Origin of the sequence: Chryseolinea sp. H1M3-3 (assembly GCF_029360725.1) — a bacterium.
Classification (GTDB): domain Bacteria; phylum Bacteroidota; class Bacteroidia; order Cytophagales; family Cyclobacteriaceae; genus Chryseolinea.
In genome coordinates this window covers 844,056-861,980 of sequence record NZ_JARKMY010000002.1, presented here as the reverse complement: position 1 = coordinate 861,980, position 17,925 = coordinate 844,056, and the positions used below count along the sequence as shown (strand labels likewise).

15 protein-coding genes are annotated in these 17,925 nt (G+C 43.3%); 4 read left to right on the top strand and 11 right to left on the bottom strand.

What is annotated here, in order from left to right:
- Nucleotides 1-109: 109 nt before the first annotated feature.
- The 3 genes from P2W71_RS11170 to P2W71_RS11160 are packed head-to-tail and all read right to left on the bottom strand — an operon-like array spanning nucleotide 110 to nucleotide 2,981.
- Entirely contained in the window at nucleotides 110-1,342 is a 1,233-nt protein-coding gene (locus tag P2W71_RS11170; RefSeq protein ID WP_276370873.1) for a hypothetical protein, read from the bottom strand.
- On the bottom strand, nucleotides 1,339-1,779 hold the full coding sequence (locus P2W71_RS11165) for a Rieske (2Fe-2S) protein (protein ID WP_276370871.1): 441 nt from the start codon (nucleotides 1,777-1,779) through the stop codon (nucleotides 1,339-1,341). Before P2W71_RS11165 ends, P2W71_RS11170 begins: the two co-directional genes overlap by 4 nt.
- Before the next feature lie 5 nt (nucleotides 1,780-1,784).
- Nucleotides 1,785-2,981: a di-heme oxidoredictase family protein gene (locus P2W71_RS11160; RefSeq protein WP_276370869.1), complete on the bottom strand. Its 1,197-nt coding sequence runs from the start codon at nucleotides 2,979-2,981 to the stop codon at nucleotides 1,785-1,787.
- A 103-nt stretch (nucleotides 2,982-3,084) separates the two neighbouring features.
- Between P2W71_RS11160 and P2W71_RS11155 the strand changes: the two genes are divergently transcribed.
- Nucleotides 3,085-3,738 (top strand): metal-dependent transcriptional regulator, encoded by a 654-nt coding sequence (locus P2W71_RS11155; RefSeq protein WP_276370867.1) that lies wholly within the window; start codon nucleotides 3,085-3,087, stop codon nucleotides 3,736-3,738.
- 99 nt (nucleotides 3,739-3,837) lie between these two features.
- On the opposite strand, the gene P2W71_RS11150 is transcribed toward P2W71_RS11155, so the two are convergent.
- The 3 genes from P2W71_RS11150 to P2W71_RS11140 form a co-directional block, all read right to left on the bottom strand.
- Nucleotides 3,838-5,271, bottom strand: coding sequence for a tetratricopeptide repeat protein (locus tag P2W71_RS11150; RefSeq protein ID WP_276370865.1), 1,434 nt, complete (start codon nucleotides 5,269-5,271; stop codon nucleotides 3,838-3,840).
- 90 nt (nucleotides 5,272-5,361) lie between these two features.
- Entirely contained in the window at nucleotides 5,362-6,210 is an 849-nt protein-coding gene (locus P2W71_RS11145; RefSeq protein ID WP_276370863.1) for a GNAT family N-acetyltransferase, read from the bottom strand.
- Nucleotides 6,207-7,403: an MFS transporter gene (locus tag P2W71_RS11140; RefSeq protein WP_276370861.1), complete on the bottom strand. Its 1,197-nt coding sequence runs from the start codon at nucleotides 7,401-7,403 to the stop codon at nucleotides 6,207-6,209. Before P2W71_RS11140 ends, P2W71_RS11145 begins: the two co-directional genes overlap by 4 nt.
- Nucleotides 7,404-7,757: 354 nt before the next feature.
- On the opposite strand from P2W71_RS11140, the gene P2W71_RS11135 reads away from it, so the two are divergent.
- On the top strand, nucleotides 7,758-8,951 hold the full coding sequence (locus P2W71_RS11135; RefSeq protein WP_276370858.1) for a M20 family metallopeptidase: 1,194 nt from the start codon (nucleotides 7,758-7,760) through the stop codon (nucleotides 8,949-8,951).
- Nucleotides 8,952-9,049: 98 nt separating this feature from the next.
- Here the strand turns inward: P2W71_RS11135 and P2W71_RS11130 are convergent, their stop codons facing one another.
- Nucleotides 9,050-9,550 (bottom strand): DinB family protein, encoded by a 501-nt coding sequence (locus P2W71_RS11130; protein ID WP_276370856.1) that lies wholly within the window; start codon nucleotides 9,548-9,550, stop codon nucleotides 9,050-9,052.
- 217 nt (nucleotides 9,551-9,767) lie between these two features.
- A complete protein-coding gene (locus P2W71_RS11125) occupies nucleotides 9,768-10,016 on the bottom strand; it encodes a hypothetical protein (RefSeq protein WP_276370853.1) in 249 nt (82 codons plus the stop codon).
- 139 nt (nucleotides 10,017-10,155) lie between these two features.
- On the opposite strand from P2W71_RS11125, the gene P2W71_RS11120 reads away from it, so the two are divergent.
- Nucleotides 10,156-11,727, top strand: a complete 1,572-nt coding sequence (locus P2W71_RS11120) for a hypothetical protein (RefSeq protein ID WP_276370851.1) — start codon at nucleotides 10,156-10,158, stop codon at nucleotides 11,725-11,727.
- A 1,207-nt stretch (nucleotides 11,728-12,934) separates the two neighbouring features.
- Here the strand turns inward: P2W71_RS11120 and P2W71_RS11115 are convergent.
- Entirely contained in the window at nucleotides 12,935-13,498 is a 564-nt protein-coding gene (locus tag P2W71_RS11115; RefSeq protein WP_276370849.1) for a transposase, read from the bottom strand.
- A gap of 1,066 nt (nucleotides 13,499-14,564) precedes the next feature.
- A complete protein-coding gene (locus P2W71_RS11110; RefSeq protein WP_276370847.1) occupies nucleotides 14,565-14,744 on the bottom strand; it encodes a hypothetical protein in 180 nt (59 codons plus the stop codon).
- Nucleotides 14,745-14,968: 224 nt separating this feature from the next.
- On the opposite strand from P2W71_RS11110, the gene P2W71_RS11105 reads away from it, so the two are divergent.
- Entirely contained in the window at nucleotides 14,969-15,451 is a 483-nt protein-coding gene (locus P2W71_RS11105; RefSeq protein ID WP_276370845.1) for a DUF4251 domain-containing protein, read from the top strand.
- 262 nt (nucleotides 15,452-15,713) lie between these two features.
- On the opposite strand, the gene P2W71_RS11100 is transcribed toward P2W71_RS11105, so the two are convergent.
- The gene (locus tag P2W71_RS11100) at nucleotides 15,714-17,648 is read right to left on the bottom strand and encodes a family 20 glycosylhydrolase (RefSeq protein WP_276370843.1); all 1,935 of its coding nucleotides are present in this window, start codon (nucleotides 17,646-17,648) and stop codon (nucleotides 15,714-15,716) included.
- Nucleotides 17,649-17,925: the final 277 nt, after the last annotated feature.

Here is a 17,925-nt window from a genome sequence, read left to right as displayed (position 1 = left end):
CCCATATCGTTAGATCATTTTGAGAGACTTCAGTATGGTGCAAGATAATATCCTGCTGGGGAAATATCTTGGTAACCGTTTACTGGAAAATGACCTGGCCCAATGCTGTTTAAAAATAAGACGAGAATCCGAACTGGAAACCTGCAGTCTTTTCTGCGGGGTTACCAAAAATATCGGACTGCCAGTTATACCGGTAATTTAACCGGAGAACAGTTTGTGACGTAGGTCTCCAACTAACGCCAGGAACAACAGAAAAGAAATCATCCCGGATGGTTGTTCCCGTTTCATTAAACTTACCGTTATTCCAATCGACGTACTCTACGCGAAAGACTGCATTAATCATAGACCTTTCGAAACCAAGAATATCCTTTTTAATAACGGGTTGTACGAAATCGACAAAACCTCCCCGTTGTTTGTTTCCAAATTGCTGACTGTACGTTTCGGGGATGTCGACATTAACCCACGCCCATTCCGTATTAATCCAGGTCTTTGTAAACGGTACGGTTGTGTTAAAGTCGACGGCAAACACATGCAGCCTTCTTTTTTTATCAAACACCAACCCGTCCTCTTTAAATTTATTGTAGACACCTCCCATATAAGATATTCCGAGCTCACCTACTTTTTTGTATCGTATCGCAGTTTTCGCTGTGATCAATGGCACACCGTTAAAACTTTCTTCAAACCGATCAGGGTTTGCCTTCGAGGCCGGAAGAAATGTTTTGTTTTCTCCATTTGAAATAATCTTGTCGTCAAACCCATTCGTCAGGTATGCTTCATAGGCATAAACCCAATCTTTCCGGTATAACTTGCCGTACAGACCAAATCCAACATTACTCCAGGTAGCAGGTAGCATCTGCGTTGCAGAAACCGGTCGGTCCACAAATTCCCATTTAGGACCATCATGATTTTGATTAAATGCACCAATGGGATTCATTACAACACCACCCCGTAAATTAAAGAGCGGATGAAACTCAATGTCAATGGAGGCAAACTCAATGTTGATTTCTTTTGTGCCGTCTTCAAATTCTATTTCCGACAAAAATTTAATGCGTCTATAAATTGTCGATGCAACAAACAAGGTCAGCCTGCGCATTTGAAACTGGTGACCCTCACTCACACCGTTGGTACCCAAGTGTTGCCAGTTAGCTTCCACATATCCTCCCAGCGCTACGGGCAATTTGCCAAAGGAAAGAAAAGGTCGGTTATAAACAGCATCCATGTTTAACTGCATCCGGGAGGTATCCGGTGCAGCTCTCCTTAAAAGGGTTGTGTCGATCTGTGCTAAAACATCGTGGCAGTAAAAGAGACCTGATATAATAAAACAGCAGATAAGATTTTTCATGCCCTGAGATCGATAAAGATTTTATCACCTATTGTACTGACTTTAAAAGTTCGGAGGTTCTTATCAGCAGGCCCTTGCTCAACGGTACCCCTGTTGCTGAATTCACTGCCATGGGCGGAGCACTGCAAATGATCACCAGAAGCCTGCAGCTCGTTGCCCTGGTGTGTACATTTCATCAGGAGGGCCGCATACTCCTCATCAGAAAATCTATACAGGTATATTGGAAATTCCATGGAATCGTTTCTAACGATGATGTAGTCGCGTTGTACGGGTTGGTCTTTTTTGAGATACGTAAATTCGGAACGTGCCACTGATATGCCATTGGGTTCCAATACGCCCTTTGCGTAATACGTCGATTGACACGCGGACATAACAGGAACTATTGCTGAACTGGCTAAGCACATTATGCATGTCTTGGTAAATTTCCTTCTATCCATAGTGATTAAAGACTTTCTAAAAATTTGATAAGTTTCGTTTGTTCGTCCGGAGACAAAGACTCATAATTTTTACGGCTGCTATCACCCTCACCACCATGTAAAACAATTGCCTCTTCTATACTTCGGGCTCTTCCGTCGTGCAGTAAAAAATATCCGCCCCCTTGTGAAAATTTTGATAAGCCTAATCCCCAAAGGGCCGGCGTCTTCCATTCGCTCGTTTTGGCAGAGCCTTCTGTATACCCATCATCAAGTCCGGGCCCCATATCATGCAACAATAAATCTGTATAGGGATAAAACGTTTTTTCCGATAATGCAGCAATCGATGATGCGCCGGTTTTCATTTCAGGTCGATGACACCTGGCGCAGCCTATTTCCATAAAAATCGATTTACCCGCAAGAATTTCTTCCTGATGAGATCCTCTGGGTATCGGCGCCTTTAATGTTTTCAGATAGAAGACCACGTCGAGAATAGTCTGATCGGAAATTTCCGGATCCGTCTCAACGCCGGTGTATGTATCGTATGCCTCGTATGACGAAGTGACGCCAATATCCTGGTTATAGGCCTGGGCTGTTTGCTGATGTAAATCATAAGCGGCGCCTTTTTTACCAAATCGGCCGATATACCTACCGTTGACCTCGACCGTGCCAGGTCTTGCAAATAAATACTCCTTCATTTCAACCCAGTTGGGAACGCCGCTAATGCCATCGCCATCCGCATCGTTGGGATCCGCCCAAGATAAAATGTCTGCATCGCTTACAGCATCAATATAACCCAGCCCGGTGTTGGCAGGGGGCGTTAATTTCGAAAACCCGACGCCAGCGGGAAGCTGTTCAGGCTGGTACCCTGGGATTGCACGGTTCTGTAATTGAGGACCTCCCAGGTGGTTGTATTGATTACCGGTATCATCATGCTGACCAAACCGAACCAAAGTGGTGAAGGGATGCCCTTTGCCATCGCCCGGATGACAACTGCCGCATGAGTTCGCTACAAACAAGGGCCCCAATCCTGAGCTCGGAACAAAGACCTCGTCGTTAAAGGCGATATCCCCATTCAAAAACCTAATATTTTCAGCTGCTGACAACCCATCTACAGGGCCATCCAATAACCTATCATCCGGAGGTGCCGAGGGTTCGAAATTCTCACAGGAATACATCCCGACAGTGACCCCTAATACAGTTAAGAAACAAATTAAACGTCTCATACCACAAATATACGACGAGCAAAATACAAATGTTAGACTAATCTAACATTTATTTTAGCTATTTCCTTTTTACATGTCTTAATTTTGAACGAAATTTGAACGAATGGGGTCCCTAACAGAAGAAAATTACATTAAGACCATTTATAGCCTTTCGCTCGAGCCGGGTGAGGTGACAGTGTCAGAATTGGCCAAGAAGTTAAATGTAAAGCTTCCCACCGTTACGAGCATGATCAAAAAGTTGTCCGTAAAGAAACTGGTATCCTATGCTCCCTACCAGGGAATAAAAATTACGGAAAAAGGAAAAAAAGAGGCTTTGTCGATCATTCGTAAACATCGGCTTGCCGAGCTCTTTCTTGTTAAAATTCTAAAGTTAGGATGGGAAGAGGTACATGAAATTGCGGAGCAGCTGGAACATGTTAATTCAGAAAGGTTTTATAACAGAATCGACGAGTTATTAGGTTATCCTAAGGCGGATCCCCACGGCGAGCCTATTCCTGATGTAAATGGCAAAATTATATCGCAAAAAAGTATTCCATTGAGTCAGGCTGTTATAGGATCCTCCGTACGCATCAGCGCGGTAAGCAACGATGAAAAATCTTTTTTGGATCATCTGAACGCTAAGGGATTGCAAATAGGTGATCTCATCACGGTAAAGAAAAAAGAACTTTTCGATGGTTCCCTATCCATTGTTACAAAAGCAAAAAAAGAGACCATGCTTAGCCACCAGGTTGTAGAAAAGATTTGGGTAGAGTTATAATTTAAGATTTACGTCAGGTGGATTTTGTCGGAATGTCGAGAAAATACCGCGCGCTGGATGTTTCATTCCGTTCGTCAACCTTCAAAACTACATCAAGAATTAAGGCTTTGCTATTTTCGGATTTTCCTGTTGGTCCACCCCTACCGATTCCATCATCTTTTTAGCTGCGGCGAGTCTCAGTCTTTTATTTTTTTCCACCAATCTGCCCGTAATAATATTTTCCAACCTGCTATGAATGGGAATTAACAAGCCAGCAATGCACACCATGATAATTAGCATCAAAAAAGGTACGTTATCGGTGATGCCGCTAATAAAAGGACCTAGCAAGAGATTTATGAATTCAAATAAAATCAGTAAAGCAAGAACACCTAAAAATCTTATCAATTGAGGGCTGGCAAAAATACTATGACTTAGCAATAAAAAAACGATTAAAAACAAAACCAGGCTTAAGGCAATCGCTCCGTATTGAATATTATTTCTTCTTTCGGTTTTCTCTATCATTTTTAATGATTCTATCTCTTGCTGCCGCAATGCTTCGCCAAAACTAAGCGCTTGTATTTGTTGATTTTTTTCCTGGCTGAAGAGGCTATCCTGTGCAGCAAGTGCAAGTTTATGATATCGCAGGCTTTCCTTGTCCTGCTTTCCCTCAAACAATTCCGACAACAGTAAACTAGAGTTAAATAAGGTGGCGGATAAATTTGCGCGTTGCGAGATATCAAAAGTTTTTTGAGCATGCGACAAACAGGAATCCAGTTCGCCCATTTTCTTAAATACTTCTGCTAATTGTTGGTGCGCCGCTGCAATTCGAAAATATCTTCCATCCCTCTTACCATTTCTAAGTGACAGTCGTAAGTATTCCAACGCAAGTGGGTAATTTCCTTCGCTTGCATGAATTTCACCCAATCGTGCTGTCGCGAAGTATAAAGGCAACGGTTCATTTAATGTTCTCGCAATTTCATAACTCTCCTGTGCATATTTCAATGCCGAATCCGTCCGGTTTAATTCAAGAAATGCCTTACTCAACCATGAAGCTGATAATGTCTGTAGATTCAAATCTTTATACTTCATGGATAATTGTCGCGCTTTTCGGGAGTATTCAACCGCTGTGTTATAATTTTTGAGATACAAGTAGACTGTTGCTATACTGTTGTAGCTTCTCATCAGTCCTGCGTCGTATTGAAAGCTTTCGGCGAGCTGAATTGCGTGTAAATAACTCTCCAATGCTTTGGGGTAATTGCCTCTTTGATTAAACCAGTATCCCACATTGTTGTAGGCCTCTGCCTCCCCTTTCTTAAAAGAAATTTTACGCGACAATTTAATGGCTTGCTCTGCTAATACTAAGGTAGTATCTGAGTTCTGGATATTTCTGCCCAGATTATTTAAGGCCCAAATCCTGCTGGTGTCATTGAGCTTGCCCGATAAGATGTTAATCAGGCTGTCAACATTATACGTTTGAGTAGTTTGCGCTGTAGTTTCCGTAAAACCAGCGGCGAACAACAAAATCGCCGCGATTATTTTTTTGATAATTTGCATAGCCATCGTCCTGCTTGCGGAACAATTAAGTTAGTCAATTCTAGTAATTTTAAAAACAGAAGCCGATTCGGTTGCTGCACTAGAAAGTCCTCAACCAAACTCGGGCCCAAGGATGGCAAACTGCATTTTTGGATCACCGGGATAAACATTAGCCCCACGATACATTCGAATCAACGGCCGCTGTTCAACAAACCCCAATGACGAAGCAAATCTGATAAATTCCGTATGATGCTGTATCACATCAATAATCATTTCTTTTCCACTGTTATGCTGCATAACAGTTGATAGAAGACGGAAGGCATCGCGTGAATCAAAAGCAATGACCGGCCCCAGGTGATAGAAGTTATAACCCGGTCGTCCGAAACAATATCCTTTAAGGTTTCCTTCTTCTTCCAGCAAGAAAGCAAGTTGTGGAGCAGCCTCAAATAACGACTCAAGAATAAGTTGTCGATCGGCACCAAACACGTCACGATCCAGTTTCAATATTTTTGGAAAATCAGAGATCTCTATCGGTCGGCCAGGAAACTTTGTTATGTTATTGTATACCGATCTGGCTAAACGCATTCTGGTAATGGCGTATTCGTCAACAAAATCCAGTTTTAAATAGACCTCCCTGCCCGCAGGCGTAGCATCGAGTTTTACGGTGTCGTCGTGTTTCGCTAACGCAAGCGCCTCCATCAGCAACTGGGTACCTATACCTTCACGGCGACGATCCGGATCAACGAGCACCATGCCAATCCATGTGAAATGATTTTGATAAGGGAGTGTCGTTACAGTACCAATAACATTTCCCTCGATATCCAGTCCAACACGACAACCGTTTGGGTTTAATTTGAGAAATAGTTCCCAATCTCGCGCCAGTTGGTTCCAACCCGCATGCCTGCACAATGAAAGACCAGCCGGAATGTCCGCGGGAATCATCGTACGAAAAGTGATCATGTTTTTGCTTTGCTTGGCAACATGGCAACAGCAATGGTTCCAACAACCGCCAGAATGATCAGGGCAGCGAATCCATTGGCATAACTTCCAGTCTCATCACGAATCCATGCTGCAAGCATTGGCGCAAGCGCTTCCGCCATACCATCAATCGTGATGACAAGGCCCATGACCCGTCCCATCACTTTAACGCCAAATAATTCTGCTGCCATTAGCGGAATGATCATGTAATCGCCACCTAATGCGACCCCAAAAATAAAAGCAAACACATAGATGATACCCGGAGATGTAGCAAAGTAAAGCAACGGTATGGATAGTGCAACTAAAGAGTAGATCAGAATCATGACATACTTCTTCTGAATTTTATCTGCTAGCCATCCCATCAGCAAACGCCCAACGATACTGGATGCAAGAACGATCGACATGACATTCGCAGCCAGCTCCTGCGAATATTTGAGATCGATGCTTAAAAATAACTTTATGTTTTGCGATGTCCCGGCAACTGCCCCTATTGAACACATGCTGCCGATGACCAGCAGATAGAATGGCCAGGTTTTTAAAATATTACCAAATGGAATCTTTGGCTCTTCCTGTTTGACTTGAGAAGCTCCTTCTGTTGGGTTTTCTTTTACGAACCAGGCCATCGGAAATGCAACGGCGATCATCAGAATACCCAATACCATCAGCGCATCGCGCCAGCCATAACTTGATGTAAGTCCCCTGGCAATTTGAGGAACCAACATACCCCCTATCCCAATACCGAGATAAATAATTCCCATCGCTTTACCCCGCGACTTGCTAAACCACCGGGAGACCAAAACCTGGTTAGGCAACGGACCTCCGCACATGTATCCTAACGCATTGAAGAGATAGAAAACATAAAACTGCCAGAGCGATGTCATTCGGCTCAGCCCGATCAATGCAACGCCGCCCATCACAATCCCGGCAAGCATAAGACGTCGCGGTCCAAACCGGTCAATGATCCAGCCTGCAAGAAATCCAAACAACGGACCAATAATCAGTTTCGCTAAGGCATTACCGGACGTAACCTGAGCCCTGGTCCATCCAAAGTCAGTAAGCCAGAAATCATAGAAAAAAGGAAGTCCGTAAAACATAATGCCAACCAGGGAAAATAGACTTAAGAATCCGGTGGCGGCAACCTGAAACTGGTTTTTACTAAGCTTTTCGACTTCCATTTTTATATTGACTGTTATAAATTCCTTTTTTTGCTGCTAAGTTTCCAACGCACACGATAACATTGTTACATGTTATCGCTAATATAATTAAGTTAGCAGGTGATACTTCCGGCGCTAAATTCACGCTGGGTATCTTTAAACATTTTAAGATATAGAAAATATATTCAAAAACAGTAGGCTAGATAATTATCGATGCTGATAATAGTATCCTGGTCTGAAGCTGGATACAGCCTGAAACAAAAGCGTATGAACAATAGCGAAACCGGAGTATTTATTTTATAGATAAGATCCATCGAAGAATGAACGAACTTACCTGGTATCCGGAATTGCCTTTTACTATTCAAATATACTGACATGCTAACGGAAAAAATCAAAGCGTTGTCACAAGAAATTCATCCCGACGTAGTCGGCATACGAAGACATCTTCATACCTATCCGGAACTTTCATATGAAGAACATCAAACCTCAGCATACATCAAGCAACGCCTGGATGCATTGGGAATTTCATGGAAAGCCGTAGCAGGCACCGGCATACTGGCAATGATTCGCGGAAAACGTAATTCCGATGCAGTCATAGCGTTGCGAGCAGACATTGATGCATTACCCATTCAAGAAAAAAATAATGTCGAATATGCTTCCCGTCATCCTGGCGTGATGCATGCATGCGGCCACGATTTTCATACCGCCTCTTTGTTGGGGACTGCACAAATTCTTCAAGCGGTCAGCGATCAATTTGGCGGAACCATAAAATTGCTTTTTCAGCCGGGTGAAGAGGTTTTACCCGGTGGTGCAAGCCTGATGATCAAAGAAGGCGTCCTCGACAACCCCAGGCCTACTGCAGTATTAGGACAGCATGCCATGCCAAGATTAACGGTTGGTAAGATTGGTATCAGAAGTGGCAAACATATGGCCTCTATGGATGCCCTGATCGTTCGTGTTATTGGCAAAGGTGGCCATGGTGCCGAACCTCATCATGTGATAGACCCGGTGGTCATCGCTTCTCACATTGTCATCGCTTTGCAACAGGTTGTAAGTCGCATGGCACATCCCGGCGACCCCACAGTATTATCCTTTGGAAAAGTGATCGCGAATGGCGCCATTAACGTTATTCCAGACGAAGTTTATATGGAAGGAACATTTCGTGCGATGAACGAAGCTTGGCGAAATGAAGCTCACAAACGAATGACAGAAATGGCCAGGGGAATTGCATCCAGCATGGGTGCCACCTGTGAATTCACCATCAGGCGTGGTTTTCCATTTTTGATCAACGAAGAGAAACTTACCCTGAAAGTGAAGCAATATGCCGCTGAGTATCTCGGACCAGAAAATATCGTAGATGAAGACATCTGGATGGCCGCAGAAGATTTTGCTTACTATTCTCAAGTTGTAGATTCGTGCTTCTATTTATGTGGCGTTGGAAATCCATCGCAAGGCATCACGTCAGCATTGCACACACCGACGTTTAACATTGATGAGAATGCCCTAACCGTAAGCGCTGGATTAATGGCTTACATGGCCGTAAGGCGTTTGGGAAATGATGCTGATTAGATTTCAACTAAATAAAACAATCCGCGCCAACTGTGCTGCCACTGTAAAATACGCGTTTCTATCCGACCAGCATAAGCTTAAATATAAGTTCTGTTAAATCAAAAACCTTTCTCATCAGCAGAAGGACCATAGATAGATGGAACGGCGATATTATTTAACCGCATATACACCGTTAGTTGTCCGCGATGGTGAACCCAATGATTGATCGACGACCTGATGTTTTCTTTTTTGGGAGCGCTGTACAGTACCTGACCATTATTCTTCAGGAAAAAAGTTTCTGTAAGGGCCTCATCTGAAAGTCCGCGAAGGGCTCGTCTGACACCTTCAATATTTTCATCAAAATGTTTAACCAAGTTGGCAGTCGTGCCTGGCTTAAATTGCGGATAAGTAGCCAAATCAATTTCCGACTTTTCTATCGTAAAGGTTACCCACTTTGGAATTTCAGCAACAAGCAGCGCAAGATATCCCATATTCATAGATTTTTCGTGCGGCTTCCAGTCGTATAAGCTTTCAGGAATTCGTTCCAAACATTTTCTTGTCGCCGGAATTTCGTCTTCAATTTCGCTTAGATACTCTTTGCCGAAGTTAATTGTTTCCATAACAGTCATTGGTTTGTTTTAGATATAACATATTTAGCATCAATAGTTCTTACAGCGTAGATCATTTTTATCATTTACATCTGATTTCAAAAGAATATATTTAAATAAGCACACACGTTATTCAAAAACACTTCCTTCACAATAACCTCTTGAACCGTGTCAGGTAAATAGACTTTGACGCATTACCTACCGTCTACTATAGACGACACGAAGTGTTTTATTTTTCTTTGATAATGCTAATGACGGAATCCAGTGTATGCCTGTAAAGTCCGGTTTTGTCTTTGGAAAGCGAATTTACAACTTGCGCATTTGACAAAGTCATGCGTGTAATAAAAATCAAAATCAGTATACTTCGCATGGCAGCGAAAATAAGCATAACCTGGCGCCCAGGCCAGGTTTGGTTACCAGATGTGAGAATAGTTGTATTCAGGTGGATCACTTTCGTGTAAGGGGTGGCGTAGGTCATTACAATCCGATTTCCATCATGAATTACGGAGTATAGTTAGTCTTGATCCAGCATCAGTTACCACGGTATGAAACCGTACGAAATAAAGTTGTTGGAGCCGACCATATTGATAAAATGAAGAAAACTCTACCTTTGCTGTATGTTGTCTAAAGTTTGCTTTTTTTTCCTGTTGAGCGTTATGGTGTCATCCACCACCTTTGCTGAAACCGACACCCTGGTGTTTCGCTCCCCATTCGAAGAAAAAATTATCCTTCAAGCTATCCAACGGCATAATCCTGATTTAGTCACCCTGTTTTCTGTTATTAACACCGACTCTGCCGATGCTGCGCAGTACAACGCGAGGCTCAATAAATTCTATGCTTTTCTTGATAGCAAGGTTAACGCAACAAAGTCGAACAAACAAAAAGCAAAAGTTATTTTCAAGGAAGTACATGACTACTTCCTGAGCCAATATGAAGAACATACGTCCTTTAAAAACGTTTTTGAGAACGGACGCTATAATTGCGTGACCGCGTGTATGCTATACTCCATCGTTTTGAAAAGGTATGGAGTTCCTTATGCGATTAAAGAAAAACCTACCCATGTGTATCTTGTGGCATTCCCGGGCAGTGAGAATATTTTATATGAGACCACGAATCCGAAGGGATTGTTCGTCTTCGACGAAAAACAAAAGAAAGCCTACGTTGACGGGCTCATTGCGGTTAAGTTTACTACCCAGGAACATGTTTCCAATGTAGGTATATCGAACGCTTTCAACGAGTTTTATTATAACAATGATAACATTGACGAGACCCAGTTAGCGGCTCTGCAATACATGAACTTTGCGTTGACTGACCACAATAATGATCGGCATCAAGATGCAGTCAAACATATAGTCAAGACAAATTTATTATTTCCGTCGGCCAAGCATCAGTTTTTACAATTGAATATCATTGGAACGGCTTTGGCCAACAGCAAGTTTGACAATCCGCGGGACGTCATGTATATAAGCGAATATGCGAACGCATGTCGCGATATAGCCGACAAAAAAAGAGTCGTCACGATGTTCGGTGACATCATTCAAAAAAGGCTAATCGAAAACGATGATCAGGCTTTTGTTGTAAACGCCTTCGCGATCTGCAAAGAAAAAATTCGCGACACGACCGTCGTGAAAGATATCTCCTATAACTATTACTACGCGATGGCATACACGCAATCCACAAAAGGTGACTGGACAAGGTCATTGGAATTTGCTAATCACGCATTCGAGATTAATCCAAAGAACATCACTCTGCAGGAATTAATTTTGCGAGGCGTCGTCCTTTCAGCTGATGGTGCGCCGAATAATGAGAAGGCAAGCAAAGTGGAAGGCTATGCTGAGGCTTATCCATTTCTTCAGAACAACAAATCGTACAAGGCGCTACTGATTTACGCCTATGTATTTGAGTCATACACCAAGTTTTCCCAAAATGCCGAAGTCGACGGGTATGCTTACATGAAGAAGGCTGAATCGGCCATGAAATCCGACTGGACCAATATGCCGCTGCTCGACCAGATGATCGGCCTCATGTACGCGGAAGCGGGGGCTTATCATTTCCGAAAGAAGCAGTATACGAAAGCAAAAGAAATCTTATTAGAAGGACTCAAAGTTGCTCCCAATCATTCCGAGATAAAGGCGAGACTGGAGATCGTGGAAGATGAAAACATGAAGCCTACCGTCTATAAGAATTAGCCCCGCCTGTGCATTGGGGCCCCATCTAACGCAAGCCTTCCGCGCTTTCAACAACGCATTGACTGGCGCGGGTGTTGTGTGTCGGCTTGTAGCCCCATCCCTCCGAGTGCCTATAGAGTGCCTACCGAGTGCCTAGCGATAAACATGCATTCAGGTATCATCCATGTATCATCGTTGATGCATTGTTCATGCATGCGGCATGCGATGGAGATGCATGGTGTTCAGATGCTGTATAGATGTTGTATAGATGTGGTTCATAGCAGCCTTCATGCCAGGCATCGTTTCGCATGGCACTCGCCAGGCACTCTCTGGGCACACGCCGGCTACGGGGGATTAAGTTCCTTGTTCTGAGTCAGGTATTGAAATGAATTGAACACCGAATAACGAATAGCGAACTCAAGTGGCGGTATACCACCACCACCGCTAATCCACAATTACGCGGATCACGCCTTGTGCTTGTTGCTCGCGATAGGCAAGGAAAAGAGTCGACTGTTGAGCAGGTGTTGTAAGCACGTCTGCTGTCGATGTAAACTGGTAATTATTATTAAACTTTAAACAAAAACTGCATGAAGAAAACAAAGTACAAATAACGTATCACCACTAACTCAAAACAACCTATGAGTCAATATGACTTTGCGTCCCGCCTGAAGTTGCGGGACGCTTTTTTTGTTCCCCCTTAGCGTCACCGGTCTCCTTCCCCCTCAGAGTCACCGGTCTCCGGGACTCTGAGGACTTCTGTGACGCAAAAGTCCAACGTTAACTCTATTTATTTCAAATCCTTCCACTGGATTGTGGTGGCTATATTCCAATCTCTGTTCCTTTCATGAAATTATAGTGGATATATGCCAACATCTTTCCCCTCCGCGGCACCAGTTTCCGAAACGCTGAGGACTGCCAACGTTAAGCCTACTTGTTTACGTCCCCCCTCAGAGTCACCGGTCTCCGGGACTCTGAGGACTTCCGTGACGCTAAGGTCCAACGTTAACCCTACTTGTTCAGCTCCTTATAATGCACAACATTAAAATTTCCACGGTTACCCAGTTCATAGAAACCTGCACTTGAATGTTCATAGCGCGTAAAATCTTCAACAAGATTCCACTTCCCTTTCACGGGATTATGGTGGATATACTCCAACTTCCTTCCCCCTCAGAGTCACCGGTCTCCGGGACTCTGAGGACTTCCGTGACGCTAAGGTCCAACGTTAACCCTACTTGTTCAGCTCCTTATAATGCACAACATCAAAATTTCCACGGGTACCCAGTTCATAGAAACCTGCACTTGAATGTTCATAGCGCGTAAAATCTTCAACAAGATTCCACTTCCCATTCACGGGATTATGGTGGATATACTCCAACTTCTGTTCTATCATTTTCTCATCGTGACATTCACGTGCATCAAATGATAATCTGAAAACCTGGTGGATTTTGCCTTTTGCCAATTCTTTCTTCTGAACACCAGATCGGAGTTCTTCCAATAAATTTTCTTTTCCTTGCTTTTTCAAGCCTCCTACAATATCATAAGCCATGAATCTTTTACCAGTGCCGACTAATGTATTTAAGGATGTGCCCGTATGCGAGAGAAATAAAAGGACGTGAAAATGGTTGGGCATAATAACATAGCCTACTACGTGACATCCATCATTTTTCAAGTGGTGAAACCATCGGTATACCGATGAATACGTTTGGGATTCTTCAATGAGTGGAAGCCATTTGTAACAGGTGACGGTACAAAAGTATACCTCCTGAATTTGGGTATGTAAAGCGTGTAGCACAACGGGTTTTATTTTTTCTGTAAGCTAATTCATGCTGGTCTTTTCTGCAACTGAGCGAGTGTAGTCCTCAGAGTCCCGGAGACCGGTGACGCTGAGGGGGGAAAGGTGTGCGCAGGATCTGGAAACAATTTTTTATTTCCACCCGATAAGTTGATTCATGCTGGTCTTTTCTGCAAACCGAGAGATCGTAGTCCTCAGAGTCCCGGAGGCCGGTGACTCTGAGGGGGGAAAGGTGTGCGCGATAGCTGGAAACAATTTTTATTTTACACTCGATGGGTAATTCATGGTGGTCTTTTCGGCAACTGAGCGATTGTAGTCCTCAGAGTCCCGGAGACCGGTGACTCTGAGGGGGGAAAGGTGTGCGCATGATCTGGAAACAATTTTTTATTTCCACCCGATAAGTTGATTCATGCTGGTCTTTCCTGCAACCGAGAGATTGTAGTCCTCAGAGTCCCGGAGACCGGCCACTCTGAGGGGGGAAAGGTATGCGCGGTAGCTGGAAACAATTTTTATATTTCACTCAATAATTAATTCATGCTGGTCTTTTATGCAACCGAGAGATTGTAGTCCTCAGAGTCCCGGAGGCCGGTGACTCTGAGGGGGGAAAGGTGTGTGCGGTAGCTGGAAACAATTTTTTATTTTACGCCCGATGCTTAATTCATGCTGGTCTTTTCTGCGACTGAGAGATTGTAGTCCTCAGAGTCCCGGAGACCGGTCACTCTGAGGGGGGAAAGGGCGTGCGCGGTATCTGGGAAACAATTTTATTTTACACCCGATAGTTAATACATGCTGGTCTTTTCTGCAACCGAGAGATAGTAGTTCTCAGAGTCCCGGAGACTGGTGACTCTGAGGGGGAAAGGTGTGTGCGGTAGCTGGAAACAATTTTTTATTTTACGCTCGATGGTTAATTCATGCTGGTCTTTTCTGCGACTGAAAGATTGTAGTCCTCAGAGTCCCGGAGACCGGTGACTCTGATGGCGAAAGGTGTGCGCAGGATCTGGAAACAATTTTTTATTTCCACCCGATAAGTCTGAGGGGGAAAAGGTCTCCGACAAACTATAGACCATTAGTTTTTTAATTTTTCTTTTTCAACATATCCCAAGGCCTTAGCGAGTTCTTTGTTGTCATATAAAAACTCGCGAAATTCTTGGAGTGTTTCAAAGGATTTACTGCCGCGGCTGTATTGATCTATCCAGTATAGGTTGATCAATATTTCTTCGATGGGTTCTTTTACGGGTACTTTCATGGTGTTGTTCTTTGGAGCCCCTAAAGATAAACCAATATTTTTAGTTATTAAAGATGATAATAAACTAATTATATTAGCTTTAATGGTAGCATTTAATTATGCGAATTGCATCATAGTAATGCACTGAAACACACGCCCTCTCTCTCAGAGTGTTATGCGCGTTTGCTTAAATTTTTCTTGCTTGATTTTTGTTTCTACAATGGATATTAAAAATCGAACCTCTTATGAAACATTTAATATATTTTCTGCCATTCGTTTTTGTGACGGTTATCTGTAACGCTCAGGGCGCGAAAAAAGCACCAGAAAGTCCGGATGTTAAAGCGCTCGTTGACGCGCAACATTTTGAATTTGTCGCGGAGTCGGCCAATCCTATGCGCGGAAGATCTATATATCTTTCTCCCGGCTATACGTTCTATGTTTCGAAAGATACCGTTGAAAGTGATTTACCTTACTACGGTCGTGCCTATCAAGCACCCATGAACCCAAGTAGCGCTGGAATTAAGTTTACATCGACAGATTTTACATATACGATAAAGGATCGTAAGAAAAAGGGCTGGGATATTTTTATAAAGACAAATGACGCCTCGCCACCTACACAGGCCAACCTATCCATTTTTGCTGACGGATCTGCCTCATTGCGGGTAACTTCGATGGATAGACAATCTATCTCCTTTTATGGATATATTAGAAAACGGTCGAGCAAATAGCTGCTGCGTTGTACAATGCCATCACTACAATGGCGACCGTTGATGGCCCTCAATGTATTGCCACTTACTACACTGTTGTACATCTGAACCGGGGATTTTCCCGGTACGTATAACTTTTAAAAACTTTCTTAAGGATACTGTTGATAAAAAAACAATAGCGCAGAACTCAACCTGCGCTATTATTTATTTTCAATTTTTATTCTTCATCATTACCTTCAACACCTTAGATTTCTACTGTTGGAATTTTAAGGTAGCTGCCCTCCTATTTCTTCACGCGCTTTTCCAAATCCTCCGCTTTAAGAGAAATCAACCGGCCCATCGGTTTGTTATTTCTATAGGTTATCACGCGTAACATATCAGCACCCTCGGGAAAAGTAATTGTGCCGTCATATTTAGGATAATATTGATTGGGTATGGAATTATCGACGGTATAAAAAATATCTACGTTTTGTACTTCTGAGCTTAAATCAATAGTAAGCTGACCATTTGAATTCTTTTTAACGTCAATGATTGGATCATAAATGCTCGGCGCATAATTAATCTGTGCTTCATCAAATCGTCCTAAATGATCTTCTACACGGGAAACAAAACCATTCCACTCTTTTTTGTTTTTCGGCGACCACACCGTCTCGGATATTGCAAAAGCGCGGGGATAAGTCATGTACTCAGCGTGCGCCTCCGTCGGGATTTGTTCTGTCCACAAATTACCTTGTCCTCCTAATACATATGCCGAGTCAATTCCTTCAGGAAGTAAATTCAACATATAAGTATCTTTTAGTCGTGCCGTACTGTAGACGGGTGGCTCAATGGACGGGTCACCCTGCATCATATCCAGGTAATACTCGGTTGCAGGGCTCATCACCACCGGGTGCTTTAAGTGCGATGCCTCAATCCCGCCTTCGGTTCCGCGCCAGCTCATAACGGCTGCACCAGGCGCAATTCCACCTTCAAGAATCTCATCCCAGCCAATCATTTTTTTCTTTTTACTGGCAATGATTTTTGCGACTCTCTTGGTAAAATAACTCTGGAGTTCTTCTCCATTCTTCAGTTTGTTTTTCTTCATGAACGCCTGAACAGCAGGATCCCTCTCCCAGTATCCTTTATAGCATTCGTCACCACCCATGTGAATATATTCATAAGGAAACAAGGCGGCGACTTCGGTAAACACCTTATCCAAAAATTGATACACCTTTTCATCGGTAGGATTAAGTGTGTTGTCGATATGCATCTCAAATTTCCCTCCACCAAACCACGTAGAGAACTTTGTACCCGGATTTACTTTAATTGATGCATCCTTCGTTACGCTAAGCTCGGGATATGCTGCAATCGCAGCCATGCTATGTCCGGGCACATCAATCTCCGGAATAATTTCTATGTATCGATCCTTCGCAAATTGTACCAATTCCTTAATATCTTCGTGGGTATAAAATCCACCATACGTGGGTTTCTCTCCAGGCTTAGCCGGTTCGTTGCTTCCAAATGTTCCGGTGCGTGGTACGCGCCAGGCACCTACTTCCGTTAACCTGGGCAAACTCTTTATTTCCACTCTCCATCCATTGTCATCCGTTAAGTGGAGGTGCAGGCGGTTAAATTTATACCGGCCGAGCTGCTCAATATATTCTTTCACGTATTCCTTCGAAAAGAAATGGCGGCTTACATCAAGCATGATCCCTCGCCATGCGAAACGCGGATAATCCTTTATCGTGACAGCAGGTGCTTTCCAGGCCACCGCCGATTGCAACTTATTGCTCTCAATTTCTTTTGGTAGTAACTGCAGGAAGGTTTGCACACCATAAAATAATCCCGAAGGCGCATTCGCGGAAATCTTGATTTTATCGGACGTGACTTCCAGCAAGTACCCTTCCTTCCCTAGTTGGGTGTCAGTTTTTGAATTGATCACAAACTCAATTGTCGAACTGAATGACCCAGAAGCTACCTTTAATGTGAGGCCAGTCGCAGGTTTAATTTTAGCAACTAAATAGCTGGCAACTTTCTGAATTTCCGGCTGCTGCGCGGGAACGGTGATCACCGTGCTATTGGAAAGTTCAAAACTACCGTTACCCTTTTGCACGCTTACAGGCATTGGGATGAGCGACAAATCCTGCGCTGCTGCCGGAAAGTAATTAATGGACAACAGTAGGCAACAAATTGCAAAGAATTGTTTACCCCGACCAGACTTCAATTTTGTATTCATCATTTCTAAGTTTAAAACGTTGCTAAGTGATATGGGCAGATACCTTTCAATTATTCGAACGTATCATAGTTTTCTGATTATCGCCGGAAGACATCCATAAGAGTCCATTTGGTCCTGCGATAATTCGTACCTGGTCTATGGTTCTTTACTGCCCGAATTATTTGTGATTTACCTCGACAAAGTATGATGTTTAACTTTGAAATTCCCAAACACACCGAACACATGTTTGAATCGGTAATAAGCAGCAGCGGACGGTTAAATTTTTATCCCTTGTTGCAAA

Coding starts and splice junctions, on each gene's coding strand:
- P2W71_RS11120 (WP_276370851.1), top strand. CDS start 10,156: ATGTTGTCTAAAGTTTGCTTTTTTTTCCTGTTGAGCGTTATGGTGTCA.
- P2W71_RS11170 (WP_276370873.1), bottom strand. CDS start 1,342: ATGAAAAATCTTATCTGCTGTTTTATTATATCAGGTCTCTTTTACTGC.
- P2W71_RS11165 (WP_276370871.1), bottom strand. CDS start 1,779: ATGGATAGAAGGAAATTTACCAAGACATGCATAATGTGCTTAGCCAGT.
- P2W71_RS11110 (WP_276370847.1), bottom strand. CDS start 14,744: ATGAAAGTACCCGTAAAAGAACCCATCGAAGAAATATTGATCAACCTA.
- P2W71_RS11160 (WP_276370869.1), bottom strand. CDS start 2,981: ATGAGACGTTTAATTTGTTTCTTAACTGTATTAGGGGTCACTGTCGGG.
- P2W71_RS11140 (WP_276370861.1), bottom strand. CDS start 7,403: ATGGAAGTCGAAAAGCTTAGTAAAAACCAGTTTCAGGTTGCCGCCACC.
- P2W71_RS11125 (WP_276370853.1), bottom strand. CDS start 10,016: ATGACCTACGCCACCCCTTACACGAAAGTGATCCACCTGAATACAACT.
- P2W71_RS11145 (WP_276370863.1), bottom strand. CDS start 6,210: ATGATCACTTTTCGTACGATGATTCCCGCGGACATTCCGGCTGGTCTT.
- P2W71_RS11135 (WP_276370858.1), top strand. CDS start 7,758: ATGCTAACGGAAAAAATCAAAGCGTTGTCACAAGAAATTCATCCCGAC.
- P2W71_RS11155 (WP_276370867.1), top strand. CDS start 3,085: ATGGGGTCCCTAACAGAAGAAAATTACATTAAGACCATTTATAGCCTT.
- P2W71_RS11100 (WP_276370843.1), bottom strand. CDS start 17,648: ATGATGAATACAAAATTGAAGTCTGGTCGGGGTAAACAATTCTTTGCA.
- P2W71_RS11105 (WP_276370845.1), top strand. CDS start 14,969: ATGAAACATTTAATATATTTTCTGCCATTCGTTTTTGTGACGGTTATC.
- P2W71_RS11130 (WP_276370856.1), bottom strand. CDS start 9,550: ATGGAAACAATTAACTTCGGCAAAGAGTATCTAAGCGAAATTGAAGAC.
- P2W71_RS11150 (WP_276370865.1), bottom strand. CDS start 5,271: ATGCAAATTATCAAAAAAATAATCGCGGCGATTTTGTTGTTCGCCGCT.